At 72.0% G+C, this 26,921-nt stretch carries 26 protein-coding genes and 1 tRNA gene; 13 read left to right on the forward strand and 14 right to left on the reverse strand.

Annotated features, from left to right (window positions below; all coding sequences use genetic code 11):
• Positions 1–48 precede the first annotated feature (48 nt).
• From NLX94_RS28175 to NLX94_RS28215, 9 genes are all read left to right on the forward strand, one after another.
• Positions 49–537, forward strand: coding sequence for a hypothetical protein (locus NLX94_RS28175; RefSeq protein WP_374684037.1), 489 nt, complete (start codon positions 49–51; stop codon positions 535–537).
• Between the two features lie 11 nt (positions 538–548).
• On the forward strand, positions 549–728 hold the full coding sequence (locus NLX94_RS28180; protein ID WP_254385903.1) for a hypothetical protein: 180 nt from the start codon (positions 549–551) through the stop codon (positions 726–728).
• Positions 729–808: 80 nt separating this feature from the next.
• Positions 809–1,894: a DNA cytosine methyltransferase gene (locus tag NLX94_RS28185; RefSeq protein WP_254385904.1), complete on the forward strand. Its 1,086-nt coding sequence runs from the start codon at positions 809–811 to the stop codon at positions 1,892–1,894.
• Positions 1,891–2,796: a bifunctional DNA primase/polymerase gene (locus NLX94_RS28190; protein WP_254385905.1), complete on the forward strand. Its 906-nt coding sequence runs from the start codon at positions 1,891–1,893 to the stop codon at positions 2,794–2,796. Before NLX94_RS28185 ends, NLX94_RS28190 begins: the two co-directional genes overlap by 4 nt.
• Entirely contained in the window at positions 2,793–3,146 is a 354-nt protein-coding gene (locus NLX94_RS28195) for a hypothetical protein (protein WP_254385906.1), read from the forward strand. The genes NLX94_RS28190 and NLX94_RS28195 overlap by 4 nt, the downstream gene beginning before the upstream one ends.
• Positions 3,146–4,399, forward strand: a complete 1,254-nt coding sequence (locus tag NLX94_RS28200) for a DUF3631 domain-containing protein (protein ID WP_254385907.1) — start codon at positions 3,146–3,148, stop codon at positions 4,397–4,399. The genes NLX94_RS28195 and NLX94_RS28200 overlap by 1 nt, the downstream gene beginning before the upstream one ends.
• A gap of 155 nt (positions 4,400–4,554) precedes the next feature.
• Positions 4,555–4,791 (forward strand): helix-turn-helix domain-containing protein, encoded by a 237-nt coding sequence (locus NLX94_RS28205; protein ID WP_254385908.1) that lies wholly within the window; start codon positions 4,555–4,557, stop codon positions 4,789–4,791.
• A gap of 80 nt (positions 4,792–4,871) precedes the next feature.
• On the forward strand, positions 4,872–6,131 hold the full coding sequence (locus tag NLX94_RS28210; RefSeq protein WP_254385909.1) for a site-specific integrase: 1,260 nt from the start codon (positions 4,872–4,874) through the stop codon (positions 6,129–6,131).
• A gap of 277 nt (positions 6,132–6,408) precedes the next feature.
• Positions 6,409–8,055 (forward strand): penicillin-binding transpeptidase domain-containing protein, encoded by a 1,647-nt coding sequence (locus tag NLX94_RS28215; protein WP_254385910.1) that lies wholly within the window; start codon positions 6,409–6,411, stop codon positions 8,053–8,055.
• A gap of 26 nt (positions 8,056–8,081) precedes the next feature.
• Here the strand turns inward: NLX94_RS28215 and NLX94_RS28220 are convergent, their stop codons facing one another.
• Genes NLX94_RS28220 through NLX94_RS28240 form a run of 5 tightly spaced genes read right to left on the reverse strand, consistent with a single transcriptional unit; the run spans position 8,082 to position 12,415 of the window.
• Positions 8,082–8,555 carry a YbaK/EbsC family protein gene (locus NLX94_RS28220; protein ID WP_254385911.1) on the reverse strand — a complete coding sequence of 158 codons (474 nt, stop codon included), beginning with the start codon at positions 8,553–8,555 and terminating at the stop codon, positions 8,082–8,084.
• A 53-nt stretch (positions 8,556–8,608) separates the two neighbouring features.
• Complete coding sequence (locus NLX94_RS28225; protein ID WP_254385912.1) at positions 8,609–9,766, reverse strand: serine hydrolase domain-containing protein; 1,158 nt, start codon at positions 9,764–9,766, stop codon at positions 8,609–8,611.
• Between the two features lie 45 nt (positions 9,767–9,811).
• Positions 9,812–10,606, reverse strand: a complete 795-nt coding sequence (locus NLX94_RS28230; protein WP_254385913.1) for an energy-coupling factor ABC transporter ATP-binding protein — start codon at positions 10,604–10,606, stop codon at positions 9,812–9,814.
• A complete protein-coding gene (cbiQ, locus tag NLX94_RS28235) occupies positions 10,594–11,355 on the reverse strand; it encodes a cobalt ECF transporter T component CbiQ (RefSeq protein ID WP_254385914.1) in 762 nt (253 codons plus the stop codon). Before cbiQ ends, NLX94_RS28230 begins: the two co-directional genes overlap by 13 nt.
• Position 11,356: 1 nt before the next feature.
• Positions 11,357–12,415 (reverse strand): energy-coupling factor ABC transporter permease, encoded by a 1,059-nt coding sequence (locus tag NLX94_RS28240; RefSeq protein ID WP_254385915.1) that lies wholly within the window; start codon positions 12,413–12,415, stop codon positions 11,357–11,359.
• 215 nt (positions 12,416–12,630) lie between these two features.
• Between NLX94_RS28240 and NLX94_RS28245 the strand changes: the two genes are divergently transcribed.
• Positions 12,631–13,053, forward strand: a complete 423-nt coding sequence (locus tag NLX94_RS28245) for an SsgA family sporulation/cell division regulator (protein WP_254385916.1) — start codon at positions 12,631–12,633, stop codon at positions 13,051–13,053.
• 97 nt (positions 13,054–13,150) lie between these two features.
• Here NLX94_RS28245 and NLX94_RS28250 read toward each other — a convergent pair whose 3' ends face one another.
• Positions 13,151–15,370, reverse strand: coding sequence for an MMPL family transporter (locus NLX94_RS28250; RefSeq protein ID WP_254385917.1), 2,220 nt, complete (start codon positions 15,368–15,370; stop codon positions 13,151–13,153).
• 147 nt (positions 15,371–15,517) lie between these two features.
• On the reverse strand, positions 15,518–16,108 hold the full coding sequence (locus NLX94_RS28255; RefSeq protein WP_254385918.1) for a TetR/AcrR family transcriptional regulator: 591 nt from the start codon (positions 16,106–16,108) through the stop codon (positions 15,518–15,520).
• A 209-nt stretch (positions 16,109–16,317) separates the two neighbouring features.
• On the opposite strand from NLX94_RS28255, the gene NLX94_RS28260 reads away from it, so the two are divergent.
• Positions 16,318–19,614: a S41 family peptidase gene (locus tag NLX94_RS28260; protein ID WP_254385919.1), complete on the forward strand. Its 3,297-nt coding sequence runs from the start codon at positions 16,318–16,320 to the stop codon at positions 19,612–19,614.
• A 69-nt stretch (positions 19,615–19,683) separates the two neighbouring features.
• On the opposite strand, the gene NLX94_RS28265 is transcribed toward NLX94_RS28260, so the two are convergent.
• The 4 genes from NLX94_RS28265 to NLX94_RS28280 form a co-directional block, all read right to left on the reverse strand.
• Positions 19,684–19,842 carry a hypothetical protein gene (locus NLX94_RS28265; protein WP_254385920.1) on the reverse strand — a complete coding sequence of 53 codons (159 nt, stop codon included), beginning with the start codon at positions 19,840–19,842 and terminating at the stop codon, positions 19,684–19,686.
• 78 nt (positions 19,843–19,920) lie between these two features.
• Positions 19,921–20,805: an SDR family oxidoreductase gene (locus tag NLX94_RS28270; protein ID WP_254385921.1), complete on the reverse strand. Its 885-nt coding sequence runs from the start codon at positions 20,803–20,805 to the stop codon at positions 19,921–19,923.
• Positions 20,802–21,743, reverse strand: coding sequence for an alpha/beta fold hydrolase (locus tag NLX94_RS28275; RefSeq protein WP_254385922.1), 942 nt, complete (start codon positions 21,741–21,743; stop codon positions 20,802–20,804). The genes NLX94_RS28270 and NLX94_RS28275 overlap by 4 nt, the downstream gene beginning before the upstream one ends.
• Positions 21,740–23,311, reverse strand: coding sequence for an NAD(P)/FAD-dependent oxidoreductase (locus tag NLX94_RS28280; RefSeq protein WP_254386085.1), 1,572 nt, complete (start codon positions 23,309–23,311; stop codon positions 21,740–21,742). The genes NLX94_RS28275 and NLX94_RS28280 overlap by 4 nt, the downstream gene beginning before the upstream one ends.
• Positions 23,312–23,468: 157 nt before the next feature.
• On the opposite strand from NLX94_RS28280, the gene NLX94_RS28285 reads away from it, so the two are divergent.
• Positions 23,469–24,197, forward strand: coding sequence for a MerR family transcriptional regulator (locus NLX94_RS28285; RefSeq protein ID WP_254385923.1), 729 nt, complete (start codon positions 23,469–23,471; stop codon positions 24,195–24,197).
• Here NLX94_RS28285 and NLX94_RS28290 read toward each other — a convergent pair.
• Positions 24,179–24,982, reverse strand: a complete 804-nt coding sequence (locus tag NLX94_RS28290) for an exodeoxyribonuclease III (protein WP_254385924.1) — start codon at positions 24,980–24,982, stop codon at positions 24,179–24,181. The two genes, NLX94_RS28285 and NLX94_RS28290, sit on opposite strands and share 19 nt — an antisense overlap.
• A 38-nt stretch (positions 24,983–25,020) precedes the next feature.
• Here NLX94_RS28290 and NLX94_RS28295 point away from each other — a divergent pair, with 38 nt between their 5' ends.
• Positions 25,021–25,521 (forward strand): GNAT family N-acetyltransferase, encoded by a 501-nt coding sequence (locus tag NLX94_RS28295; protein WP_254385925.1) that lies wholly within the window; start codon positions 25,021–25,023, stop codon positions 25,519–25,521.
• A 152-nt stretch (positions 25,522–25,673) separates the two neighbouring features.
• On the opposite strand, the gene NLX94_RS28300 is transcribed toward NLX94_RS28295, so the two are convergent.
• Positions 25,674–25,747 (reverse strand) — tRNA-Ala (locus NLX94_RS28300).
• Positions 25,748–25,825: 78 nt separating this feature from the next.
• The gene (locus NLX94_RS28305) at positions 25,826–26,836 is read right to left on the reverse strand and encodes a hypothetical protein (RefSeq protein ID WP_254385926.1); all 1,011 of its coding nucleotides are present in this window, start codon (positions 26,834–26,836) and stop codon (positions 25,826–25,828) included.
• Between the last annotated feature and the right edge of the window lie 85 nt (positions 26,837–26,921).

The following is a 26,921-nucleotide window of genomic DNA, read 5'->3' on the forward strand; positions in this document are numbered from 1 at the left end:
GCGGCCCCACCATCCCGGGGCCGCCCGCACCGCGTCCAGGAGCCTGCAATGCCCTATGAGCACACGGCCCAGAGCGCCACCCCGGCCACCCGCTACGGGGACCCCATCGTCTACCCGACCACGGTCCAGCACCCCCTGATGCTGCCCACCGAACTCCCGGCCGGTGTCGAGATGGTCACCCTGCCGAACGGCTACCGGACCCTCGTCTACACCCACCCCCAGACCCGCGCGCCCGCCCCGGCCGCGACGCCGGTCCCCGCGTGGGCCAAGACCACCGCCCTGCTCGCCCCGACCGTCGGCGGCGGGATCGCCGCGGCCGGGTTCGGAATCTCCTACGCCGCCCCGGGACTGATCGCCATGACCGAAGCCCTCTGGGCCGCCATCGCCCTCATCGCCGCCGGCGTCATCGCCCCGATGCTCCTCCGCGCGGGACGCGGAGCCACCGGCCGGGGTGCGGCGCCCGTGCAGCACGTCACCCAGAACATCAGCGCGTCCGGGATGTTCGGCCGCGCCACCGGAACCCTCAACCAACACTGAAAGGCCACCCCATGAACCAGGCCCCGCCGCCGCTCTCGGAAGCCATCTCCGACGCGCTCGCCCTCCTCAACGGCAAGCGCACCATCCGCTGCCCGCACCCCGGCTGCCGCATCCACATCCGGTACCGCCACGTCACCCCCGACGAGGCCAAGCACCTCATCGACGTGGCCACCGACCACACCCGCCACTGAAACGCCGAGAGCGGCCCCGTCTCGCCAAAGTCCGGGCCGCTCTCGTCTCCCAGCCCTCACAAGAACTGGAGACACCCAGCATGACCCAACCCACCGACATCGGGCGAGCCCTCGGCTCCCCACCTCGCATGCTGGCGTTGTGCGCCGGCTACGGCGGTCTGGAGATGGCCCTGACCGCCGGGCTCGGCGGCCAAGTCGTCGCCTACGCCGAGAACGACCCCCACGCCGCCCGCGTGTTCGCCGCCCACCACACCGGTGTGCCGAACCTCGGCGACATCACGGCCATCGACTGGCAGAAGGTCCGCGACCTGTACGGGCCGGACCTGATCGGGGCGGGGTTTCCCTGCCGGAACATTTCCAACGCCGGACGAAGGGATGGCATCAATGGCCAGTGGTCGAAGGTCTGGAAAAACGTCGCTCAGGCTGTGGGCGTCATTCGACCGCGCCACGTCTTCCTGGAAAACGTGGCGGCGCTCCGGTCCCGGGGGCTGGACGTCGTCGCCGCGGACCTGGCCGCGCTCGGGTATGACGTCCGGTGGACATGTCTACGAGCTGGTGAGGCCGAGGTCGGCGCCCCGCACCCCCGGGACCGCTGGTTCGCAGTTGCCCATCCCGCTGATGCCGACCCCCACCTCCTCGGACGGCACTGGCGGCCCTGGCACCAGCCCCAAACGCCGGGGCGGGATGAACCTGCGGACCGCAGTCACCCGACTCCCGGCCCCGCCGGAAGCCTGAGGCTGCTGCCCACCCCGGCGGCCCGGGACTGGAAGTCCGGAGCCTCCAACCTCCTGGGCCGCAACGCCCGCCCCCTCAACGAGACCGTCGTCAACCTCCTCGGCCGCGGCCCGGTCGACGTCGGACAGTGGATCGCGGGCGACGGCACTGACTACGGCCCGGCCATCCGGCGCTGGCAGGACATCACCGGACGCACCGCGCCCTGCCCGACGGAATCCGGGACCCGCGGCAACCGCCGCTTGGCCCCGGCGTTTACCGAATGGCTGATGGGCCTTCCCGCCGGCTGGGTCACCGCCGTACCCGACCTGCCCCGCAAGGAACAGCTCAAGATCCTCGGCAACGGCGTCATCCCCCAACAGGCCCACCACGCCTACGCCCAACTCCTCAACGCCCCCACCACCGCGGGACTCGACGTCAGGAGCGCCGCATGAACGACCTGCTGAAGGCTGCGCTGGCAGCGGCTGAGCGAGGCTGGCCGGTGTTCCCACTCCGGCCCAGCTCGAAGGTCCCCGCCCTTCACGGAGAGACGAAGTGCCCGCGTACCGGCGCCTGCGCCGAGAGGCACGCCAAGCCCGAGCAGCGTGCGACCACCGACCCCGACCGGATCCGTACCGCATGGGCCGAAGGCCCGTACAACGTGGGCCTGGCCACGGGCCCGGCCGGCCTCGTCGTCATCGACCTCGACCCGCCCAAGCCGACCGATCCGCCCGGCACCCAGAGCGGCGCGCAGATCCTTGACGCGCTCTGCCAAGCGACCGGCGAGCAGGTGCCGGGCACGTACACGGTGGCCACGCCGTCCGGCGGGATCCACCTGTACTTCACCGCCCCGGCCGGGGCGACGATGCGCAGCACGCAGGACATCCTCGGCAGGCACATCGACACCCGGGCCTGGGGCGGCTACGTCGTTGCCCCCGGCAGCACCACCCCCGCCGGCACGTACACCGTCACCGACGACCAGCCCCTGGCGCCGCTTCCGGCCTGGCTCCAAGTGAAGCTCGCCGAGCCGCCCCGGATCATCGCCCGCCCGGCCGTCACCGCCGCCCGGCTCCCGAGCGGTGGCCGTCGGGCCTCCTACGTGATGGCAGCTCTGCGGAACGAGGAGGAGGCCGTTGCCGACGCACCTGAGGGGCACCGGAACAAGGTGCTCGTGCGGGCCGCCCGCGCTCTGGGGCGGCTGATCGCGTCCGGCGACCTCGACCGCGGGGAGGTTGAGGAGGCTCTTAGCAGGGGGGCGTTCGCGGCCGGACTCAAGCCGTACGAGTACCGCTCCGCGATCACCAGCGCCCTCAACTGGTCCATCAGCAACAACCCCGGCACCCGGCGGACGGCATGAGCGCCCGCGAACACCCCCCGGCTAACAGCCCTGCCCCCACCCCCACCGGGATCAAGTCCGCCGAACCGGCCCCGGCCACGGACGGCAATAGCGCGCCGAAGGTCGTCGCCGAAGGCGTCCTTTCATCCGTTCGCCTGAACCCGTGCTTCGACGACGGGCGTCGGCCCGTCGCCTGGCTCCACATCACCGCACCCGGACGAGGAGTCACACCCTCCGCCCGCTCGTGGTGCTCGTGCGGACGGGACCTCTTCGCCGCCGGCCAGACCCGCGCGCTCGCGCTGATCGACGACCACGTGCGCCACCGCACCGCCTGCCCCCAGCTCGTATCCCAGGAAGGGAAGGCCGCCTGATGAGCGACCACAAGCCCACGGTCGCGCCCATCGACGGGGCCGCCCTGCTCGACGAGGTGGAAGCCTTCCACCGCCGGTTCAACATCTTCCCGCGCGAGGCCGCCTACGTCGCCGTGACGTTGTGGGACGCGCACGCGCACCTGCTCGACGCCTTCGACGCCACCCCGCGGATCGCGTTCCTCTCCCCGGAGCCCGGTTCCGGCAAGAGCCGTGCCCTGGACGTGATCGAGACCCTCGTGCCCAACTCCATGGCCGCGGTGGACGCCTCGCAGTCCGCGCTGTTCCGGTCCGTCGCCGGAGTCGAAGGGGAACGGCCCACGATCCTCTTCGACGAGATCGACACCATCTTCGGCCCCAAGGCCGCTGGCGATGAGAACCTGCGCAAGTTCCTCAACGCCGGTCACACCCGGGGTCGGAAGATGTACCGGTGCGTCGGGGAGGGCACAAACCAGACGGTGGAAGGCTTCCCCGCCTACTGCGCCGTCGCTCTCGCGGGACTCGGCTCCCTGCCCGACACCGTCTTCACCCGCTCCGTCATCATCCGGATGCGCAAGAAGGCCCCCAACGAGAAGTGCGAGCCCTGGCGGGAACGCATCCACAAGAAGCAGGGCAACGCCCTGCGCGACCGCCTCGCAGCCTGGACCGAATCCATCCGTGAGCAGGTCACCGGGTCCTGGCCCACCATGCCCGACGGAGTCAGCGACCGGCCGGCCGACGTCTGGGAACCCCTCCTCTCCGTCGCCGAAGCAGCCGGAGGCGACTGGCCGAGCCGAACCCGCGCCGCATGCCTCGAACTGGTCGCCGCCGCCAAGGAGAACGACGCCTCCTCCCTCGGCATCCGCCTGCTGATCGACCTGCGCGACCACGTCTTCCACGGCCAGGAGCGGGTGCCGACCGCAGCCATCCTCGAATGCCTCCTCCGCATGGACGACGCCCCCTGGGCCGACATGGACGGCAAGCCCCTCACCTCCCGAGCCCTGTCCCAGATGCTCGGCCAGTACGTCACCTCGGCCAACAAGCCCATCAAGCCCCGCGGGATCCGAGTCGGCTCCGCGACCCCCAAGGGCTACTACGCCGAAGACCTGGCCGATGCCTGGGCCCGCTACTGCCCCCCGCACCTCCAGAAGTCCGCAACAGCCGCCACAGCCGCCACACCGCAGGTCAGCGGGGGTGAATCTGTGGCGGATACCGCCACAGCCATCCGCCACACGCACGCGGAAACCGCCACACCGCTCTTCTCCGTCGCCGGATAGCTCCCGCGACCACCCGGTGCCGCCACGCCCCGCGTGTGGCGGCACCTATCCGCCACAGAATCCCGATCCGCCACAAACGCAAGCCGCTGACCAGCAACGTTGCGGTGTGGCGGCTGTTGCGGATCCCCCAGAAGGCTGGACCACGAGGAGAGTGCATGCCCGCCGTCTCTGATCCTCGCGCCACCCTCCGGCGCGGGCTCCCCGACCGCTACCTCACCCCCGACGACATCGCCGAACTCTTCGACGTCCCGCTGGAGACCGTCTACCAGTGGCGCAAGAAGCGCACCGGCCCGCCCGGGTTCCGCGTCGGCAAGCACGTCCGCTACGACCCCACCGCCGTGCACAGCTGGATCGCCGAGCAGATGCAGGCGGACATCAGCAACGCCGCCTGATCCCACACCACCACCCCAACCGCCGAGGGCGGGCCCACCCGGGCCCGCCCTCGCTCCGTACGCCCTGAAAGGCACACCACGTGGCAGGCCACATCCAAGACCGCTGGTACAAGACCGAGTCGACGGCCGACGGCAAGTCCGCCCGAGTCAAGAGCGATCGGCACGGCACCGGCATGCGCTACCGGGCCCGTTACATCGGCCCCGACGGCACCGAGAAGTCCAAGTCCTTCCCCGACAAGCAGAAGCGCCTCGCCGAGCAGTGGCTGAACGAGACGGCCGCCGATATGTCGCGCGGGCAGTACCTCGACCCGCGCGCCGGCCGGATCACCTTCCAGCAGTTCGCCGAGAAGTGGGTGGCCACCCACACCACGGAGATCAACAGCCGTGAGGCAGCGGAGCGACGCCTGCGGCTGCACGCGTACCCGTACATCGGGACCCGCCCTCTGCCCTCCTTCCAGCCGGGCCACATCCGGACGTGGCTGGGCGAGTTGGAGGAGCACGTACCCGCGTCCTCGCACCGCCGGATCATCTTCGGCACGGTCTCGGGCGCGTTCTCCGCTGCGGTGGACGACGGGCTGATCGCCAAGAACCCCTGCCGCGCCCGGTCCGTCCAGATCCCCAAGCCCGCTCAGCCCCGCGTGACCCCCTGGAAGGCGACGCAGGTTCTGGCGGTCCGTGCCGCTCTGCCCAAGCACCTGCGTACGGCCGTAGACATCGCCGCCGGCTGCGGCCTGCGGCAGGGCGAGGTGTTCGGGCTGGATGAGGCCGAGCTGGACTACGAAGGCGGCTGGCTCCACGTGCATCACCAGTTGAAGCGGATCCGCGGGAAGTACGTCTTCGCCCTCCCCAAGGGCGGGAAGACCCGCTCGGTTCCCCTCCCCAAGTCCGTAGCAGCGGCCCTGCTGGCTCACTCCAAGGCGCACCCGCCGGTCAAGGTGACCCTCCCCTGGCGGACCCCGAGCGGGCAGCCGGTGACGAAGTCGCTCTTCTTCTCGGGGGGATCCGGCAGCTTCGTTCGGGTCAGCAACTTCAACGACTTCATGTGGAAGCCCGCCCTCGCGGTCGCGGGCATCATCCCGCCGGCCGAGGAAGGCGAGCGGTACGCGTCGGCGCCCCAGCACGGGATGCACGCCCTGCGGCACTTCTACGCGTCCGTCCTGCTGGACTCCGGCGAGAACATCCGCGCCTTGAGCCAGTACCTTGGCCACGCCGATCCGGGCTTCACCCTCCGGACGTACACCCACCTGATGCCCAGCAGCGAGGGCCGGACGAGGAAGGCCGTGGACGGGCTCTTCGGGACCCCTCCGGACCATGATCACGGCCCAGAGACGGCCCAGTAGCCCCTGGGCGGCCCCGATCGACGGGATACGCGCAGGTCGGGGCGATGTCCGCCATGGGCCACGGAACTCCATCTATTTCTGGCCCATCTACACGGGCCAGACCATCCCGATGGATTCCTGGCAGAACCGGATGTGGCTGGACACCTGGGTCTGACGCCGGGGCAAACAAACCCCTCGACCGTCTGTCTGTTCGACGTAAGGTCTACTCCAAGGGCTCCTTGAACACGTTCAGTGTCCAGGGGCCGTGGGGCGGGGCACACGGGAACGGGGAGCGGGAATGAACGGGGCTGCAAAGGGAGCCGTCGTCGGCGGGACCTTCCTCGCCATGCTGGGCGGGGCCGTCTACGGGGTGTACGCCCTGGTGGGGGACGACGGCGGCGGTGACGCGAAGAGTACGAGCGCGACCGGCCCGGCGGTGCCCGCCAAGGGCACCGGGCCGGTCAGCGACAAGGACGCCGCGGCGACCGCCCGGGCCTTCTTCACCGCGTGGGCGGCCGGGGACTACCGGGCCGGCGCCGATCTGACGAACAACCCGGCGGAGGCGCAGGGCGCCCTCGCCGACTACACGGCCAAGGCCTACGTGTCCAAGGTCGCGATCACCCCCGGCGCCCAGACCGGGACCACGGTGGCGTACTCCGTCGCGGCGGAGGTCACCTACGAGGGGGTCACCAAGCCCCTCGCCTACGAGTCCAGGCTGACCGTGGTCCGCGGCAACACCACCGGGCTGCCGCTCGTCGACTGGCAGCCCTCGGTGCTCCACCCCGAGCTCCAGAAGGGCGAGAAGCTGCGCGGCGGCGCCCCGGCCAGCCCGCCCGTCAAGGCCGTCGACCGCAAGGGCAGGGAGCTGACGGCCGAGAAGTACCCCTCGCTGCGCCCGGTGCTCGACAGCCTGCGCAAGACCTACGGGGAGCGGCAGGGCGGGAAGAGCGGCGCCGAGCTGTGGATCGAGCCGGTGGCCCAGGAGGCACCCCGGCGGACCCTGCTGACGCTGGTCGAGGGGAAGCCGGGCGAGATCGAGACCGTCCTGGACGCGGACGTGCAGGCGGCGGCCGAGCAGGCGGTCCTGAAGTTCCCGCAGGCCTCGGTGGTGGCCGTCCAGCCGAGCACCGGCAACGTCCTGGCCATCGCCGACCACCGCGGGGACGGCTTCCCCGCATCCATCAGCGGGGCCCGCGCGCCCGGCTCCACGATGAAGATCGTGACCGGCGCGATGCTGATGGACCGGGGTCTGGTGACGGCCGACAAGGTCGCCGAGTGCCCGGCGGAGGTGAGCTGGGGCGGCAAGACCTTCACGAACCTGAAGGGCTTCAAGCTCGACGGCGAGACCTTCGCGACGAGCTTCGCCCAGTCCTGCAACACCGCCTTCATCAAGCAGATCAAGCCGGTCGACGACGACTCCGCGCTCCCGAAGGAGGCCCGTGAGGTCTTCGGCATCGGCGAGGGCGTCGAGTGGAAGGTCGGCGTGCCCACCGTCGACGGGAAGGTCCCGGACGCGACCGGTCCGGCCGCGGCCGCCGCGTACATCGGCCAGGGCCAGATCCAGATGAACCCGCTGACGATGGCCTCGGTCACGGCGACCGCCCGGACCGGGGTGTTCCGCCAGCCGGTCGTGGTCAAGGCCTCGCTGGACGGACGCGAGATCGCGAAGGCCCCCCGGAAGATGAAGCCCGCGGTGGCGGCGCAGCTGGTGCGGATGATGAGGCTGACGGCCACCTCGGGCACCGCCCAGGGCGCGATGTCCGCGGTCAAGGGCTCCGACAAGGGAGCGAAGACCGGCTCGGCGGAGGTGGACGGGGCGCAGAACCCGGACAGCTGGTTCACCGGCTTCAGCGGCGACGTGGCGGCCGCCGCGATGGTCGAGGGCGGCGGCCACGGCGGCGACGCGGCGGGCCCGATCGTGGCGGCCGTCCTGAACGCGGGCTGAGGGGGCAGACCGGGGGCTGCCCCGGGTCAGCTCTCCCTTACGTCGGCCAGCGCGGCTCCCGCGTGCCGGATCAGCTCGCGCGGGTCCATCGGGAACACCGTGTGCGGGGTGCCTGCGGCCGCCCAGACCACCTCGTGGGCCAGCAGGGAGCGGTCCGCGAGGACTCGGGTGCGGGTGCGGTGCCCGAAGGGCGGCACCCCTCCGATGGCGTAGCCCGTGGTCTCCCGGACCAGGGCCGCGTCCGCCCGGGTGACGGCGCCGGCGCCGAGCTCGCGGCGCACCGCCTCCACGTCCACCCGGGAGGCCCCGTCCATCAGGACCAGCACGGGAACCCCGTCGGCGGCGAAGATCAGCGACTTCACGATCTGGCTGAGCTCGCAGCCGATCGCGGCGGCCGCGTCGGCGGCTGTCCGGGTCCCGTCGGGGAAGCGGCGTACGTCGGGCTCCAGCCCCAGTGCGGTGAGGGCTTCGGCGAAGAGGGGGTGCGCGGTGGTCGTCATGACGGCACGCTAGCGCTCCCCGCCCCGGCCGCGCGACGCCCTTTCGCGGGCCCCTACAGCGCCGAGCGGACGGCCCTGACCAGGGCCTGGGCCCTCGGGTCGGCGGTGACCGACTTGGCGAGGGCATTGGTGACGTAGCCGAAGCCGATCCCCGCCTCCGGGTCGGCGAAGGCCAGCGAGCCGCCGCGGCCGGGGTGCCCGAAGGAGGCCGGGGACAGCAGCGGGGAGGCCGGGCCGTGCAGCATGTAGCCCGGGCCGAAGCGGGTGTTCACCACCAGGACGCGGTCCGGTCCCGAGGAGAGCTCCTTGCCCGCGAGGGCGGTGGTGGCCGGGGTGAAGATCCGGGCCCCGTCCTCCACCACGCCGATGGTCGCCGCGTAGAAGCGGGCCAGGGCGCGGGCCGTGCCGATGCCCGCGGAGGCCGGCAGTTCGGCCGCCCGGTAGGCGGGGTCGTTCTCGTCGGGCAGCGGGTCGATGGCCGCGAAGGCGCGGCGGGTGAGGGAGTCCGGGTCGGCGTAGGCCTCGGAGACGTTGCGCCGCGGCCGGGTCTTGAGCAGGCCGGCGCCCTCCGGCGGATCGACCGGCGCCACCCGGCCCACCCGGTGGGCCTCGTTCTCCGGCAGGCCTATCCAGAAGTCGATGCCCAGGGGCTCGGCGATCTCCTCGGCCAGGATGCTCCCCAGCGAGCGGCCGGTGGCCCGCAGCACCAGCTCGGACAGCAGCCAGCTGAAGGTCTGCGCGTGGTAGCCGTGTGCGGTGCCGGGCTCCCAGAACGCCTGCTGGGCGGCGACCGCGCGCGGGCCGGTGATCCCGTCGGCGGCCTCGGCCGCGGTCAGCCCGCGGTCCAGGGCCGGGACCCCGGCGCGGTGCGCGAGCAGGTCGCGGACCCGGGTCCGCTCCTTGCCGCCCGCCTTGAACTCCGGCCAGTACGAGCCCACGGGCGCGTCCAGGTCGAGCAGCCCGCGCTGCTGGAGCAGCAGCGGTACGGCGGCGGCCACGCCCTTGGTGGCGGAGCGGACGAGCTGCGCGGTGTCCTCGGCCCAGGGTTCGGTGCCGTCGGCGTCCCTGGTGCCGGCCCAGAGGTCCACGACCTTGTGCCCGTCGCGGTAGACGGCGACCGCCGCGCCCCGGTCGCCGAGCACCTCGAAGTTGCGTACGAACGCATCCCTGACGGGCTCGAAGCCCTCCGCCACCACACCCTTGATGTCCACGGGCAGTGCAACAACCTCCGACCGGCGGTTATGCCACCTGCGGGGTCAGCCGACGACGACCGACCGGGGGTCGAATCCGAAGGGCAGCTCCAGCCGGTGCGCCCGCATCAGCGCCTCGTCGCACAGCACCTCCTGGGTCCTGCCGTCCGCCACGATGGTGCCCTCGCTGAGGATCACCGCGCGCGGGCAGAGCTCCAGCGCGTAGGGCAGGTCGTGGGTCACCATCAGCACGGTGACGTCCAGCGAGCGCAGGATGTCCGCGAGCTCGCGGCGCGAGGCCGGGTCCAGGTTGGAGGACGGCTCGTCGAGCACCAGGATCTCGGGCCGCATGGCCAGTACGGTCGCCACCGCGACCCGCCGGCGCTGCCCGAAGGAGAGGTGGTGCGGGGGCCGGTCCGCGAAGGCGGCCATCCCGACCTGCTCCAGGGCGCCGCGCACCCGTTCCTCCAGCTCGGCGCCGCGCAGTCCGGCGGCGGCCGGGCCGAAGGCCACGTCCTCCCGGACGGTCGGCATGAACAGCTGGTCGTCGGGGTCCTGGAAGACGATGCCCACCCGGCGGCGGATCTCGGCGAGGTTGCGCTTCTCCACGGGCAGCCCGGCCACGCTCACGGAGCCGACCCCGCCGGTCAGGATGCCGTTGAGGTGCAGCACCAGGGTGGTCTTGCCGGCGCCGTTGGGACCGAGCAGCGCCACCCGCTCCCCGCGCCCGACGGTGAGCTCGACCCCGAAGAGGGCCTGGTGCCCGTCGGGGTAGGCGTAGGCGAGGCCGGAGACATCCAGCGAGGGCGGGGCGGGTGCGTTCACGGGGTTCACGGGGTTCGCAGCGTTCACAACGTCCATCCCATCAGACAGACGGCGAGCGCCGTCACCGGGAGCGCGGCCGCGTACGCCCACTGGGTGCGGGTGGCCGACACCTCGTCGATCACCGGCATGGAGCCGGCGTAGCCGCGGCTGACCATCGCGAGGTAGACCCGCTCGCCGCGCTCGTAGGAGCGGATGAAGAGGGCTCCGGCGGTCTTCGCGAGGACCCCCCAGTGCCGGATCCCGCGCGCCTCGAATCCGCGGGAGCGCCGGGCGATGGACATCCGGCGCAGCTCGTCGCTGATGACGTCCCCGTACCGGATCATGAAGGAGGCGATCTGGACGAGCAGCGGCGGCAGCTTGAGCCGCTGGAGGCCGAGCAGCAGGGCCCGCAGTTCGGTGGTGGAGGCCAGCAGCACGGACGCGGCCACGCCCAGGGTGCCCTTGGCCAGGACGTTCCAGGCGCCCCAGAGGCCGGAGACGCTGAGGGACATCCCGGCGAACTCGACCCGCTCGCCCTGGGCCACGAAGGGCATCAGGACCGCGAAGGCGACGAAGGGCACCTCGATCAGGAGCCGGCGCAGCAGGAAGCCCGCCGGGATCCGGGCCACGGCCGCGGCCGCCGCGATGAGGACGGCGTACAGGCCGAAGGCCCACACCGCCTCGCGCGGTGTGGACACGACGACCACCACGAAACCGAAGGTCGCGGCGAGCTTGCAGTGCGGCGGCAGCTGGTGGACCGGGGAGTTCCCGGCCCGGTAGAGCTTGTGGGCGTGGCCCGCACCCATGTCAGGCGGCCGGTACGGCCGTGGAGGTGGCCGTCACGTCGGCGGCGCGGCGGCGGCGCACGGTCCAGAAGACGCCGGTGCCGACGAGGACGGTCGCGCCGACGCCGATGACTCCGGCGAGGCCGCCGGAGAGGCGGGCGTCGGAGACGTCCTTGACCCCGTAGTCGGCGAGCGGGGAACCGGCGGCCGCGTGCTCGGTGACCTTCTGGTCGATGCCGTTGTCGGCGGCGACCTTCTCCAGTCCGTCCGGGCTGGAGGAGGCGTAGAAGGAGACGATGCCGGCCAGGGCCAGCGCGGTGACCAGGCCGGTGATCCACACGGGCTTGGTGGAGCGGGCGCCGGCCGGCGCGGCGGCCGGGGCGGCGGCGGGGGCGTCGACCAGCTCGCCGCCGACGCGCAGCTTCAGCGGGGCGGACAGGCCGCGGGCGCCGTGGACCAGGTCGGGGCGGACGGCGATCACGGCGCCGACGGTGGCGGCGGTGATGAGGGCCTCGCCGATGCCGATGAGGACGTGGACTCCGACCATGGCGGCGAACACCTTGCCCAGCGGGACGTCGGTGGTGCCGCCGAGGGCGAAGAGGAGGGTGAAGAAGGCGGCCGAGGCGGGCACGGAGAGCAGGGCTCCGGCGAAGGCGGCGACGGTGACGGACCGGCGGCTGTCGGGCAGCACCTTGACCAGCCCGCGGAAGAGGGCGTAGGCGACGACCACGGTGACGACGCCCATGGTGACGATGTTGACGCCGAGGGCGGTCAGGCCGCCGTCGGCGAAGAGGAGGCCCTGCATGAGCAGGACCACGGACACGCACAGCACACCCGTATAGGGGCCGACGAGGATCGCGGCGAGCGCGCCTCCCAGCAGGTGTCCGCTTGTTCCGGCGGCGACGGGGAAGTTGAGCATCTGCACGGCGAAGATGAAGGCGGCGACGAGGCCGGCGAGCGGCGCGGTGCGCTCGTCGAGCTCGCGGCGGGCGCCCCGGAGACTGACCGCCACGGCCCCGGCGGCGGCGACACCTGCGGCAATGGAGACGGGGGCATCGATGAAGCCGTCGGGCACATGCATGGTTCTGCTCCGCTTCCTGCGGTCCGGCGAGCGGCCCGTTGAACTGTGGGTCGATCCGTTGAACTGACAAAATCTTTAGCCGTTCAAGAATAGTGCCCAGTTGCGAATCGTTGGCAAGAGCGGTGGCGTCACAAATAGCCCCGTGCGGATTCGTGGGAATGTGCGAGGCTGGGGGAAATACGGACGTAAATGTTCCGATTCGAGGAGTCTTGTCGATGTCAGCCGCCGCCGAGAATCCATCCGCAAGTGCCACCGCCACACGGGCTGCGACCGCCACGGCCCCCCTCGTCGAGGAGCGGGTGCGCGCCCGAGTGATCACCGACGACCCGCTCTACCGGGCCATCCCGGTCGCCCTGCGCTTCGTCCCCGACGAGCCGCTGGCCGTACGGATCGTCTTCCCCGCCGGCCTCTCCCCCGAGGGCACCGAGAACGAGTGGGTCTTCCCCCGCGCCCTCCTCGAAGCCGGCCTCCAGGCCCCGACCGGGACCGGGGACGTACGCGTCTGGCCCTGCGGGCGCGTCCAGGCCGTCGTCGAGTTCCATTCCCCGGAGGGCGTCGCGGTGGTCCAGTTCGACATCGCCGCCCTGCGCCGTTTCCTGCGCCGTACGTACGCCCCCGCGCCCGCGGCCACCCGTTAGGCCCAGCCGGACCCGCCCGGTCTCATTGCCCCGGACACGCAGAACGGCCCCGCACCGGGAAGGTGCGGGGCCGTTCTGCGTACTACGGGTCAGCCGGTCAGACGCCTGCCAGCTCGCGGTCCTTGTCGGGCCCGGAGCCGTCCGAGGAGTCGCCGAGGTGCTTGCGCAGGCTCTCGCCCTCCACGTCCACGTTCGGCAGGATCCGGTCGAGCCACTTCGGCAGCCACCAGGCCTTGTGGCCGAGCAGCGCGAGGACGGCCGGGACGATGGTCATCCGGACGACGAAGGCGTCGAAGAAGACCGCGATGGCCAGCGCGAAGCCGATCATCTTCACCATCTGGTCACTGGCGCCCAGGAAGCCGGAGAACACCGCGATCATGATGACGGCCGCGGCCACGACCACCCGGGCGCTGTACTGGAACCCGGTGACGACGGCCTGGCCCGGCCGCTCCCCGTGGACGTACGCCTCACGCATGCGGGTGACCAGGAAGACCTCGTAGTCCATGGCCAGGCCGAAGACCACGCCGACCATGAAAATCGGCATCATCGACATGATCGGGCCGGTCTGCTCCACCCCGAAGACCGAGCCCAGCCAGCCCCACTGGAAGACCGCCACGACGGCGCCGAGGGCGGCGACCACCGAGAGCAGGAAGCCGAGGGCCGCCTTGAGCGGGACCAGGATCGAGCGGAAGACGAGCATCAGCAGCAGGAAGGCGAGGCCGACGACGAGTGCCAGGTAGGGCAGCAGCGCATCGTTCATCTTCTGCGAGAAGTCGATGTTCATCGCGGTCGCGCCGGTGACGAACACCTTGCCGCTGTCGCTGCCCTCGCGGATCTCGCGGACCAGCTCCTCGGTCGCCTCGGAGGACGGGCGGTCCTTCGGGACGACGTTGATGACGGCGGCGTCCTTGGCCTCGTTCTGCATGGCCGGCATGACCGCGGCCACACCGTCCAGGCCCTTGATCCGCTCGGCGGTCGCGTCGGCGAGCGCCTTGTCCCCGTCCACGACGATCATCAGCGGGCCGTTGAAGCCGGGGCCGAAGCCCTCGGAGAGCAGGTCGTACGCCTGGCGCTGGGTGGTGGACACCGGCTGGGCGCCGTCGTCCGGCAGGCCCATCTCCAGCTTGCTCGCCGGGATGGCGACGATGCCGAGGCCGATCACGCCCGCGAGCAGCACCATGACGGGGCGGCGCAGGATGAAGCGGGCCCAGCGGGTGCCGCCGTTGGGCTTGGCGTCGGCGCCCTCGGCGGCCGGGTCGGCCGTGCCCTTGCCCTTTCCGAACAGCTTGCTCTTGGTGCCCGCGGGCAGCACCTTCTTGCCGGCGAATCCGAGCATGGCCGGGACCAGCGTCAGGGCGACGAGGACGGCGATGACCACGGTGCCGGCGGCGGCGAAGCCCATCTTGCTGAGCATGGGGATGTTGACGACGGCCAGGCCCACGAGGGCGATGACCACGGTCAGACCGGCGAAGACGACGGCGGAACCGGCGGTGCCGACGGCCCGGCCGGCGGCCTCGTCGCGCTCACGGCCGTCGGCGAGCTCCGCGCGGTAGCGGGAGACGATGAAGAGGGCGTAGTCGATGCCGACGGCGAGGCCGATCATCATCGCGAGCGTGGAGGTGGTGGAGCCGAGGTCCAGCACGTTGGCGAGCGCGGTGATGGAGGAGATGCCGATGCCCACGCCGATCAGCGCGGTCAGCAGCGGCAGGCCCGCCGCGATGAGCGAGCCGAAGGTGATGACGAGGACGATCGCGGCGACCATGATGCCGATGATCTCGCCGGAGCCCGTCTCGGGGGCGGCCTGCAGGGCGTCGCCGCCGATCTGGACGTTGAGGCCGTCGGCCTTGGCGGCCGTGGTGGACTCCGTGAGGGCCTCGCGGGTGGCGTCCGTCAGCTCCATGCCGCTGACCTTGTACTTGACGCTCACGTAGGCGGTGGAGCCGTCCTCGCTGATCGCCTGGGCCTCGTACGGGCTGGTGACCGAGGAGATCTGGTCCTTGCCCGGACCGCCCTTCAGCTCGCTGACGATCTTCTCGACCTGGGGCTTGACGGCCTCCGAGTCGACCTTCTCGCCTGCCGGGGCCTTGATCACGATGCGGGCGGTGGCGCCGTCGGCGGCCATCCCCGGGAAGCGCTGGTCCAGCAGGTCGAAGGCCCGCTGGGCCTCCGTGCCGGGTATGGAGAACGAGCCTGAGGTGGGTGCGGACGCCGATGCCGCGCCGAAGCCGGCGACGAACAGCAGCGCCACCCACACGAGGGCGACGAATCGGCGGCGCCGGAAGGCGCCCCTGCCGAGTCGGTAGAGGAAGGTGGCCACGTCGGTGGTTCTCCCGTTCGGGTCGTGGGATGGATCAGGGCATGAAATGCCGTTCCGACGACGAGAGCGGCGTGTCAGGAGCAGGCAGGAAATCGAGCGCGGGGACAGCGCGGGCGGGCGGCTGCGTGGGTGGGCAGCCGGGCAGGTTCAGACGCCGAGGGCGGGGAAGACCACGGCGTCGATGAAGTCACCGAGGAAGGCCCGGTCGACGGACCGGTCCTCGATGAGCGGCAGCGCGATGAACGCCCCGATGAGCATGTGCGGTACGAAGGCCAGGGCCGGACAGTCCGGGGCGATCTCGCCCCGGTCCACCGCTCTTTGCAGCATCACCTGCAGACCGTTGATCTCCGGATCGACGAGCAGGTCCCGCAGCGCCTTGTGGAGCTCCGGGCTCTCGTGCACCGCGTGGGTCAGGCCCCGCATCAGCGCGGTGTCCTTCGCCATCTGGGCGTCGTCGGAGTTCTCGATCATGACCCCGAAGTCCCCGCGGATGCTGCCCGTGTCGATCTCCCGGAGGGAGACCGGCTGGGTGCAGCGCAGGGCCTTCGCGACCAGCTCGGGCTTGCTCCCCCACTGGCGGTAGAGGGTGGCCTTGCTGGACTTCGTACGGGCGGCGACCGCGTCCATGGTCAGCGCCTCGTAGCCGACCTCCCGCAGGAGGTCGAGGACCGCACCGTGCAGTTCGGCTTCCCGTTCGGGGGTGATCCGGCTGCGGCGCGCCATGACCTCTTCGACCATTGCGGTGCCTCCTCCCGACCTTGCCCAACCGAACGAAACCGTTTCGTACGGATCGACCATACCTCGGGCCCAAGCGAAACGAAACCGTTCCGTTTCGCTTGGGCAGTGGTGTCGGTCACGCCCCGGCCGCCCGCGGCACTCCGCACGGGAGGCCGCATGGATCACCTGTACGAGTTGCCAGCCCCCCTCCGCGCGGAAAGCATTGGGGGGTGAGTCACGACGCGGCGTACCTCCGGTTCCCCCATCTCCACGACGATCTGCTGTGCTTCGCCACCGAGGACGACCTCTGGGTGGCGCCCCTGGTTCCGCCCGGAGAGCCCGCCGGCCGGGCCTGGCGGATCACCGTCGACCGGACCCGGGTGGGCCACCCCCGGTTCTCCCCCGACGGCAAGCACATCGCCTTCACCACCTGGCGCAGCCTCGACCCCGAGATCCACCTCGCCCCCGTCTCGGGCGGCCCGGCGCGCCGGCTCAGCTACTGGGGCTCCACCGACACCCGGGTCTGCGGCTGGACCCCGCCCGACAAGGACGGCCGCAGCGACATCCTGGCCGTCTCCTCGCACGGCCAGCCCTTCTCCTACTTCGCCTGGGCGTACACCCTCCCCACCGACGGCAGCCCCGGCGGCCGGCTCCCCTGGGGACCCGTCTCCGACATCGCCGTCCACGAGGAGGCCCGCGAGGGCGAGGAGCCGGGCGAGCGGCGCACCCTGCTGCTGACCGGCAAGCCCCCGCACGAGCCCGCCGCGTGGAAGCGCTACCGCGGCGGCGCCACCGGCCGGCTGTGGCTGCACGGAGAGCGGCTGCTGGAGGGCATCGAAGGCCACCTGGACTCGCCGATGTTCGTGGACGGCCGGATCGCCTTCCTCTCCGACCACGAGGGCATCGGCAACGTCTACTCCTGCCTGCCCGACGGCACCGACCTGCGCCGGCACACCGACCACGAGGAGTTCTACGCCCGGCACGCCTCCAGCGACGGCTCCCGCATCGTCTACCAGTGCGCCGGGGACCTCTGGATCGTGGAGTCCCTGGCCCCCGGCGCCTCCCCGCGCAAGCTGGAGGTCCGCCTCGGCGGCCCCCGCGCGGGCCGCCGCACCTACCAGGTCCCGGCCGCCAGCCACGTCGACTCCCTCTCCGTGGACACCACCGGGCGGGCCAGCGCCGTCGTCGTGCGCGGCAGCCTGTACTGGCTCACGCACCGCGACGGCCCCGCCCGCACCATCGCCGACACCCCGGGCGTACGGGTCCGGCTGCCCGAGATGCTCGGCAGCGGCGGGCAGGTGGCGTACGTGACCGACGCGGAGGGCGAGGACGCGATCGAGATCGCCTACCTCCCCCGCGCCTCGGGCGACCGCGAGCCCCGCCGGCTCGCCTCGGGCGCACTGGGCCGCGTACTGGAGCTGCTCTCCGATCCGGACGGGGAACGCCTCGCGATCGCCTCCAACGACGGGCGACTGCTCCTCATCGACGCCACCGAGGAGTCCAACGGGGAGGCCAGCGAGCTGATCCGGTCCGACAACGGACCCGTCACCGACCTCGCCTTCTCCCCCGACGGCTGCTGGCTGACCTGGTCGCACCCGGGCATCGGCCGCTCGCTGCGCCAGATCAAGATGGCCAAGATCGCCGGACCCGGCGCCCCCACGATCGTGGACGTCACCAACGGCCGCTTCGAGGACGAGAATCCGGTCTTCACCCGGGACGGCCGCTACCTCGCCTTCCTCTCCTGGCGCGGTTTCGACCCCGTCTACGACGTCCACACCGGCGACCTGTCCTTCCCCCTGGGCTGCCGCCCCTACCTGGTGCCGCTGTCCTCGGCCACCCCCTCCCCCTTCGCCTTCTCCCCCGACGGGCGCCCGGCGGCGGGCGGACTCGACCCGGTCGAGGGGGACTCGGAGTCCGGCGACGGCGCGGTCACCGTGGAGGTCGAGGGGCTGGAGAGCCGGGTGACGCCCTTCCCGGTGTCGGCATCCAAGTACTCGGCCCTGTACCCGGTGAGCGGCGGCGGGCTGGTGTGGCTGCGCTGGCCGATCTCGGGCGCGCTCGGCGAGACCTTCGCCAACCCGGCCGACGTCAGCGGCAAGCCCACGCTGGAGTACTTCGACCTGACCAAGGCCCGCAAGACGGAACTGGCCTCCGGACTGGACTGGTTCGCGGTCAGCGGCGACGGCACCCGGCTCGTGGTCAACGAGGACGGGGACCTGCGCGCGGTCCCCGCGACCGAATCGGGCGACAGCGACTCCACCGTCTACCTGGACCTGCGGCGCATCCTGCACGAGGTGGACCCGGCCGCCGAGTGGCGCCAGGCCTTCGAGGAGGCCGGCCGCCTGATCCGCGCCTACTTCTGGGAGCCGGGGATGTGCGGCATCGACTGGGACGGGGTGCTGCGCCAGTACCGCTCCCTGGTCGAACGGGTCGCCTCCCCCGACGAGTTCGCCGACCTGATGCGCGAGGTCCTCGGCGAGCTCGGCACCTCGCACGCCTACGTCTCCCCGGCCCGCCGCAACGAGGGGCCCCCGCACTACCAGCGGGCCATCGGCCTGCTCGGCGCCAACCTCTTCCCCCGCGACGGGGCCTGGGTCGTCGGCCGGATCCTGCCCGGCGAGTCCTCCGACTCCAAGGCCCGCTCCCCGCTCGCGGGCACCGGCATCCGCGAGGGCGCGGTCCTCACCCACGTGGACGGCCGCCCGGTGGACCCGGTCACCGGCCCGTACCCGCTGATGTCGGCGGCCGGCGGCACCACCGTGGAGCTCACCTTCGAGCCCGCGGAGGGCCAGGGCCGCGCCCGCCGGGTCGCGGTCGTCCCGCTGGTCGACGACCGGCCGCTGCGGTACCAGGACTGGGTGGCCAAGCGCCGCGAGGTGGTCCGGGAGGTCAGCGGCGGCAAGTGCGGCTACCTGCACATCCCCGACATGGGCGGCTCGGGCTGGGCGCAGTTCAACCGCGACCTGCGCGCCGAGATGTCGAAGCCGGCACTGATCGTGGACGTACGCGGCAACGCGGGCGGGCACATCAGCGAGCTGGTGGTGGAGAAGCTGACCCGCTCCATCCTCGGCTGGGACCTGACCCGCAACGCGCAGCCCGTCTCCTACGCCTCCAACGCGCCCCGGGGCCCGATCGTCGCCCTGGCCGACGAGGCGACCTCCTCCGACGGGGACATGATCACGGCGGCCTTCAAGCTGCTGGGACTCGGCCCGGTCGTCGGCCAGCGCACCTGGGGCGGGGTGGTCGGCATGACCGGCCGGCACACCCTCGGCGACGGCACGGTGATCACGGTGCCGATGAACGCGGCCTGGTTCCCCGAGTACGGCTGGTCCGTGGAGAACCAGGGCGTGGAGCCCGACCTGCCGATCCTGCGGACCCCCCTCGACTGGGCGGAGGGACGGCACGCCCAGCTGGACGACGCCGTGAACCTGGCGCTGGAGCTGCTGGAGCAGGACCCGGCCGCGGTACCGCCCGGCTACACGGACGTACCGGACCGGCGCCGGCCGAAGCTGCCGCCGCGGGGGTGACCGTAGGGCATGCGTGAGGGGTGCGACCCGGGACGGCGGGTCGCACCCCTCACGTATTGCTCCGTACCGCTACTTGCTGAACTTCTCGTCGAAGGTGTCGCGGGCCTTGTCCTTGGCCTGGTCGACGGCCTGCGAGGCGCGCTCGGAGACCTCGTCCTGCTTGCCCGAGGCCTTCGCCCTCTCCGCGAGTTCCTTGGCCTTGTCCTGGAACTGGTCCTTGATACCCATGTGTCCTCACTCCTGCAACGGTGTTCGGTAAGGGGAACCCGACCAGTCTCACTCAGGAGGACAATCCTCGCATTCCGGTCAGCGGCTCGGACTGCGCTCCTGCTCGTCCGCGGCCCCGCCGGCCCCCACAAGCCCCTTGGAAACACTGGCCAGTCGCGGCTCGAACCGCTTCATCTCGCGCTGTCCGACTGCCGAGATGATCCCGGGCAGGTACCCGCGGACCCCCTGCATGCCCCGCAGCCACCACTGCGCGTACACGTGCGCGGAGCGCCGCTCGATGCCCGCCACGATCCGGTCGACGGCCGGCCCCAGCGGGTAGGTCCGGTTCGACGGCCACGGCAGCCGCTGGCGCAGTTCGCGCATGACCTCGTCCTGGTCGGCACCGCGCACCATGTCGGTGTCGGTCCAGGACAGGTAGCCGACACCCACCTTGACCCCCTTGTAGCCGACCTCGGAGCGCAGGCAGTGCGCGAAGGCCTCGACCCCGGACTTGGAGGCGCAGTAGGCGGTCATCATGGGCGCCGGGGTGATCGCCGCGAGGGAGGCGATCTGCAGGAAGTACCCGCGGCTCTCCATCAGCACGGGCAGGAAGGCCCGGGCGGTGACGGCCCCGCCGATGAGGTTCACCTCGATGACCCGGCGCCAGGCGTCGGGGTCGGAATCGGCGAAGGGCCCGCCGGAGGCGACGCCGGCGTTGGCGACGACGATGTCCACCTTCCCGAAGCGCTGCTTGACCTCCTGCGCGACCCGGGCCATGGCCTCGTGGTCGGTGACATCGGCGTACCAGTGGTCGCTGTCGGTGTGCAGCCGCTCGGAGACCTCCTTGAGGGCCTCCGGCTCCAGGCCCACCAGGGCCACCTTCGCACCGCGCGCGGACAGCTTGCGGGCGAGCAGTTCGCCGACCCCGCGCGCGGCCCCGGTGACGACGGCGACCTGGCCTTCCAGATTCCTGCTGTCACTCACGGCGTCTTCTCCTTAGCGGGACGGCTGACATCGGAAGAACTGACGTACACCTCGGCGAGCTCGCGCACAGCAGCAGTGACGGCCTCGGGCGCCTCGATGGGGCTCATATGACCCACCCCCGTCAGCTCGGTGAGGCCCACGCAGTTCGGCAGCGCGGCCGCCAGCCCCCTGGCGTGCACGATCGGCGTCAGCCGGTCGCTCTTGCCGCCGATGACGGCGGTGGGCACGGTGAGCGCGGCGAGCTGCGCGTCGAGATCAAGGGAGGCCAGCACCGCGGACCAGGCGTGCCGCACCCGGGTGGGGCAGGCGTGCACGATCCGCGCACAGGCCTCGACCTTGTCGGGCGCGGAACCGGGCCCCATCGTGGCGTACTTCAGCACCTTGCGGGCGACGGGGGTGACGGGCCCGAGCGGGGCCCGCGATCCCAGGACCGCCCCGGTGATACGGGTCCTCGCGCGGCCGGCGCGCCACGGCAGGACCTGCGCCTCCTCGACCAGCCGGCCGCTGCCGGTGCTGCACAGCAGCGCTGCGGCGACGTGCTCGGCGAACTCCGGCCGGCCGGCGGCGGCCATGACCGTCATCCCGCCCATGGAGTGGCCTGCGACGACGGCCTGCTCGCCGGGGGCGAGGGTGGCCCCCAGGACCGCGACCAGGTCGTCGGCGAGGGCCCCGGTGCCGTAGCCGGTCCCGGCGGGGCTGCGACCGTGTCCGCGCTGGTCATAGGCGATGACCCGGTGCCCACTGGCCAGGGCCCGTATCTGCGCGGCCCAGAAGGCGGTGGAACAGGTCCACCCGTGCGCGAGCACCACGGCCGGCGCCCCGTCCTCCCCGTGCACCTCGACGTGCAGCCGCGCCCCGTCGGCAGAGACGGCAACCACCTCCCGCCGAGCAACGGGCGGCGCATACGGCCCCCCGGTCACATGCGTCAGCCGACTCACGCGGCCCCCTCCTGCGCGACGGACCCAGCCCCGCCAACCCCAGCCTCGCCGGCGTTTGAGGCGCCGCCGGAGGCAACTCCAGCCACCCGCTCACGCTCCTGGGGGCGTACGACCTCGTACTCCCCCAAATCAACGCCCAGCGTCTCCTTGCGGAACTCCCCCGTCGTCCCCGGCCACACCGTGGTGTTGCGCCCCTGCGCGTCCAGGTACCAGCTGGTGCAGCCCCCCGTGTTCCACACGGTCCGCTCCATCCGGGTCTGCACCCGCCGGTTCCACGCGTTGACCGCGGACGGCCGCGCGGCCAGCGCGACCTTCCCGCCCAGCACCCCCAGCTGCCGCATGTAGTCCGCCATGTAGTTCAGCTGCGACTCGATCATCAGGATCATCGAGCTGTTCCCCAGCCCGGTGTTCGGCCCGATGATCGTCATCCAGTTCGGAAACCCCGCAGCCGTCGCCCCGCGCAGCGACTGCATCCCGTCCTTCCACACCTCCGCGAGGGTCTTGCCCTCCGCGCCCACCACGCGGTCGGCGATCGGCATGTCCGTGACGTGGAAGCCGGTGCCGAAGACGATCGCGTCCACCTCGGTCTCGGTCCCGTCGGCAGCCACCAGCACCGAGCCGCGGATCTCCTTCAGCCCGGAGGCGACGAGGTCCACGTTGGGCCGGGCCAGCGCCGGGTAGTACTCGCTCGACAGCAGGATCCGCTTGCAGCCGATGCGGTACGAGGGCGTCAGCTTGGCCCGCAGCTCCGGGTCCTTGATCGAGCGCGCCATGTTCGCCTTCGCGAGCGACTCGATCAGCCCGAGCTGGTTCGGCCGCTTGGTGAAGGCGCTGACCTGCAGTTCCCTGATCCCCCACAGCAGCCCCCGCCGCGCCGCCCGGGTGAAGGGGAGCTGGCGGTGCAGCCAGCGCTCCACGGAGGTGATCGCCCGGTCGGTGCGCGGCATCACCCACGGCGGGGTGCGCTGGAAGAGCGTGAGCCGCTCCACCTCGGGGGCGATGGCGGGCACGATCTGGATGGCGGAGGCGCCCGTACCGATCATGGCGACGCGCTTGCCGCGCAGGTCGTAGTCGTGGTCCCAGCGGGCCGAGTGGAAGACCTTGCCGGGGAAGCCGGCGAGCCCGGGGATCTCCGGCATCTTCGGGTCGGACAGCGGCCCGGTGGCGGAGACGACCACATCGGCGGTGAAGTCCCCGCCCGCGGTCTCGATCTCCCACCGCATCCCCTCCGCGTCCCACCGCATCATCCGGACCTCGTGGTTCAGCCGGATGTGGCGGCGCAGCCCGAAGGTGTCGGCCACGTGCTCCAGGTACTCCCGGATCGCGGGCTGCCCGGAGAAGGTGCGGGGCCAGTCCGGATTGGGGGCGAAGGAGAAGGAGTACAGATGGGAGGGCACGTCGCAGGCGCACCCGAGGTAGTTGTTGTCCCGCCAGGTGCCGCCGACGGAGCCGGCGCGCTCCAGGACGACGAAGTCCGTGATCCCCTCGCGCCGCAGCCGCACCGCGGCGCCCAGCCCGCCGAACCCGGACCCGATCACCGCCACGCGTACGTGCTCGCGCCCGTCCATGCCACCGCCCATGCCAGCCACCTTCGGATGCCGATGCCAACGCCCATTCAGATGCTGCCAGCAATCACTGGCACAATCGGGAGAGTAGAGCAGCCCCGTACTCATGGGTAGGGGTCGCGCCGGGAAAGTTACCCGGAGTACGCCCTAGGCTGCGCACATGCCCGACAACGCGGCGCGAACCACGGGAGCAGGGACCACAGTGCGCGAATACCGCACGGAAGAGCTGGCCGAGGCCGCCGGCATACCCGTACGCACCCTGCGCTTCTACCGCGAGCGCAAGCTCCTGCCGCCGCCCCGCCGCGAGGGCCGCATCGCCTGGTACGACGACCACCACCTGGCCCGGCTGCGCACCATCGCCGCCCTGCTGGAGCGCGGCCACACCCTCGGCGGGATCGCCGAGCTGACCGTCGCCTTCGAGAACGGCCGCGACGTCGGCCAGCTGGGCGAGCTGCTCGGCATCGGCTGGTCGGAGGAGACCCCGGTCCGGCTCACGCCCGAGGCCCTCGCCGACTACTTCGAGGGGGAGGTCACCCCGGAGAACCTGGCGGCCTCGCTCGACCTCGGCTACCTCGCCACCGACGGCGAGGAGATCGTCCACGTCAGCCGCCGGCTCCTGGACGTCTCCTCGGCCCTGGTCCGCGAGGGCGTACCGCTCTCGGCCGTCCTGGAGGCGGGCCGCCGGGTCCGCGAGCACGCGGACGCGATGGCGGCCCTGTTCGAGGAGCTCATCTCCACCCACATCTCGGAGGAGGCCGTCCCGCGCCTGCGGCCCCTGGCCAAGAGCGTGGTCGACGCGGAACTCACCATGGCGATGGACCGCCTCCGCCCGCCCGCGGCGGCCCAGCCGCCCCAGGCGCCCCAGGAACCTCAGCCGCCGAGCTCGTAGACCACGGTCACGGGCGCGTGGTCGGACCACCGCTCGGGGTGCGTCTCGGCCCGCTCCACGAACGCCTTGACGGCCTTGGCCGCCAGCCCCGGCGTCGCCACCTGCAGGTCGATCCGCCAGCCGGCGTCGTTGTCGAAGGCCCGCCCGCGGTAGGACCACCAGGAGTAGGGCCCCTCGGTGTCCGGGTGCAGGCTGCGCACCACGTCCACGTACCCGGCGGTGTCGTAGACCTCCCCGAGCCACTCGCGCTCCTCGGGCAGGAAGCCGGCGTTCTTCCGGTTGGTCTTCCAGTTCCTCAGGTCGGCCTCGCGGTGACAGATGTTCCAGTCCCCGCAGACGACGACCTCGCGCCCGTCCGCGGCAGCCCGCGCCTTGAGCTCCTTCAGATAGCCGAGGAACTCCTCCATGAACCGGTACTTCTCGTCCTGCTTCTCGGTCCCGGCCTCCCCGGAGGGCAGGTAGAGGCTGGCGACGGTCACACCCGGCAGGTCGATCTCCAGGTACCGCCCGCTGCTGTCGAACTCCTCGCTCCCGAATCCGACCTGCACCCGCTCCGGCTCCCGCCGCGTGTAGACCGCGACCCCGGCCCGCCCCTTGGCTGCGGCCGGCGCGAACACGGTGTGCCAGCCCTCGGGCTCGCGCACCTCGTCCGGAATCTGGCCCTCCTCGGCCCGCACTTCCTGCAGGCAGACGACGTCGGCGTCCGACCCGGCCAGCCACGGGGAGAACCCCTTCTTGGCGGCAGCGCGGATCCCATTCACATTCACGGAGGTCACAGAGAACATCCCTGCACGATAGCCGGAGCGTTCCGTAGGCTGTTCGGATGTCTCAGGAGATCCAGCTCCGCGCCGTGTCGTACGACCACCCGGACGCGGTCAAGCTCAACGACCAAGTGCAGATCGAATACCAGGAGCGCTACCAGGGTGAGGGCGACGTCACGTTCCTCGACCCGGAGATGTTCGCCCCGCCGAGCGGCCTCTACCTCCTCGCCTACGACGCCTCGGACGCCCCGATCGCCAGCGGCGGCTGGCGCAGCCACGAGGCCAACGACGAGGGCTACGCAGACGGCGACGCCGAGCTGAAGCGCATGTACGTGATCCCCGAGGCCCGCGGCCTGGGCCTGGCCCGCCGCATGCTCGCCGCCCTCGAAGCGGACGCCCGCGCGGCCGGCCGCGTGCGCATGACCCTGGAGACCGGCGACCAGCAGCCGGAGGCCATCGCCCTCTACCTCTCAGAGGGCTACACCCTCACGAACGCCAAGTTCGGCCACTACCGCTTCCACGACTCCAGCCGCTGCATGACCAAGCCCCTGAACCCGTCCTGACCGGCGCCGAGTCGGGCGCGGCCCCGGGCCCGCGCCCGGCTTCGATCCGACTCCGATCCGGCGTCGCCCCCGAACGCAGAAGATCCCGCCCGGTCTTGCGACCGGACGGGATCTCATGACGTTCTCGGGAGCAACCCGTGAACTGTCGTTTGTGGACCTGTGGGGATTTGAACCCCAGACCCCCTCGATGCGAACGAGGTGCGCTACCAGACTGCGCCACAGGCCCTTGCGACGTGTGAAACATTAGCATCCCCTCGCGGGTGCTCCAAAACCGGTATCGGGGAGCGTCCGCGCAGGTCATCGATCACTCGTTCGCGGCGCGCGGGCGCTCGTCGCCCTCGTACTGGTCGAAGAGGGGCGTACGGGCCGCGTCGCGCGGGCGGGGGCGGGGCGACGGGGTGGACGGCTGGGCGCGCAGGCGGGGTTCCGTCGGCTCGGCCGTGCTGGAGCGGGTCGCGCTCCAGGGGTCCGGGGTCGCCGGGCCGGTGGCGCGCGGGGCGACCGGGGCCGTCACGTACGTCGGCAGCGGTACCGGGACGGGCTCCCAGCTGTCACCGCGGGCGGGTCCGCGCTCGCGTTCGCGCTGCTGGTCCACCCACTCGGCGTGGTCGGTCTGCTCGACCAGGGCGCGCCGGCCGGCCTCCTGCGGGGAGACGGGTGGCGCGGGGTCCGGGTCGGAGCCGGCGGCCGCCTCGGACTCGCGGCGGCGCGGGCGGTTCTCGCGCAGGTGGCGGGCGGCCGCCTCGGCGCGGCGCCGGTCCATGGTGAACTCGTAGCGGCGTCGCTCCTGGACCCGCAGGTGCACGATGTACGTGCTCAGCAGCAGGGCGGGCACGGCCGGGGCCCACAGGTACTGGAGTCCGCCGACGGCGGCGGCGACCGCGCCGAGGGTGAAGATCAGGAAGAGCAGCGCGGTGGTGCGCCGGCGGCGTGCCAGGACGACGAGGCGCTGCTCGCGGCGGGCCCGCTCCGCGCGGTCGGCCCGCTCGGCGGCGGCCGATCTCGGTTCGGGGCGGGTCGGCGGGGGCACGACGACGGCCCGGGCGTCGGCGGCGTCCACGGGTTTCACCGTTTCCGTCGCGGCGTCCGGGTCCGCGGGGGGCTGGGGCTGCGCCTCCTCGTCACCGCGCTCACGCAGTCCCTTGGCGTAACGGCGCTCCATTCCCGCCCGGCCGGAAAGCAGCCGGATGGCGGTGGAGAAGCGTTCCGTCGGACGGGCTTCGTTCAGCTCGTCCTGCCTCCGGAGCCACATGGGCACCAAGTAGGCGGCCCAGGCCCCGACAATGACTGCGTAGATGAGGCCGCTGCTGCTCACACCCCACACCGTAGAGGGGCGCGGCCGGGGGGATCCGCCAATTGGGACGGCGTGTCGCACGATCTCGCTGATATCACGGACTTTT

Origin of the sequence: Streptomyces sp. TBY4 (assembly GCF_024213195.1) — a bacterium.
Taxonomy (GTDB): Bacteria; Actinomycetota; Actinomycetes; order Streptomycetales; family Streptomycetaceae; genus Streptomyces.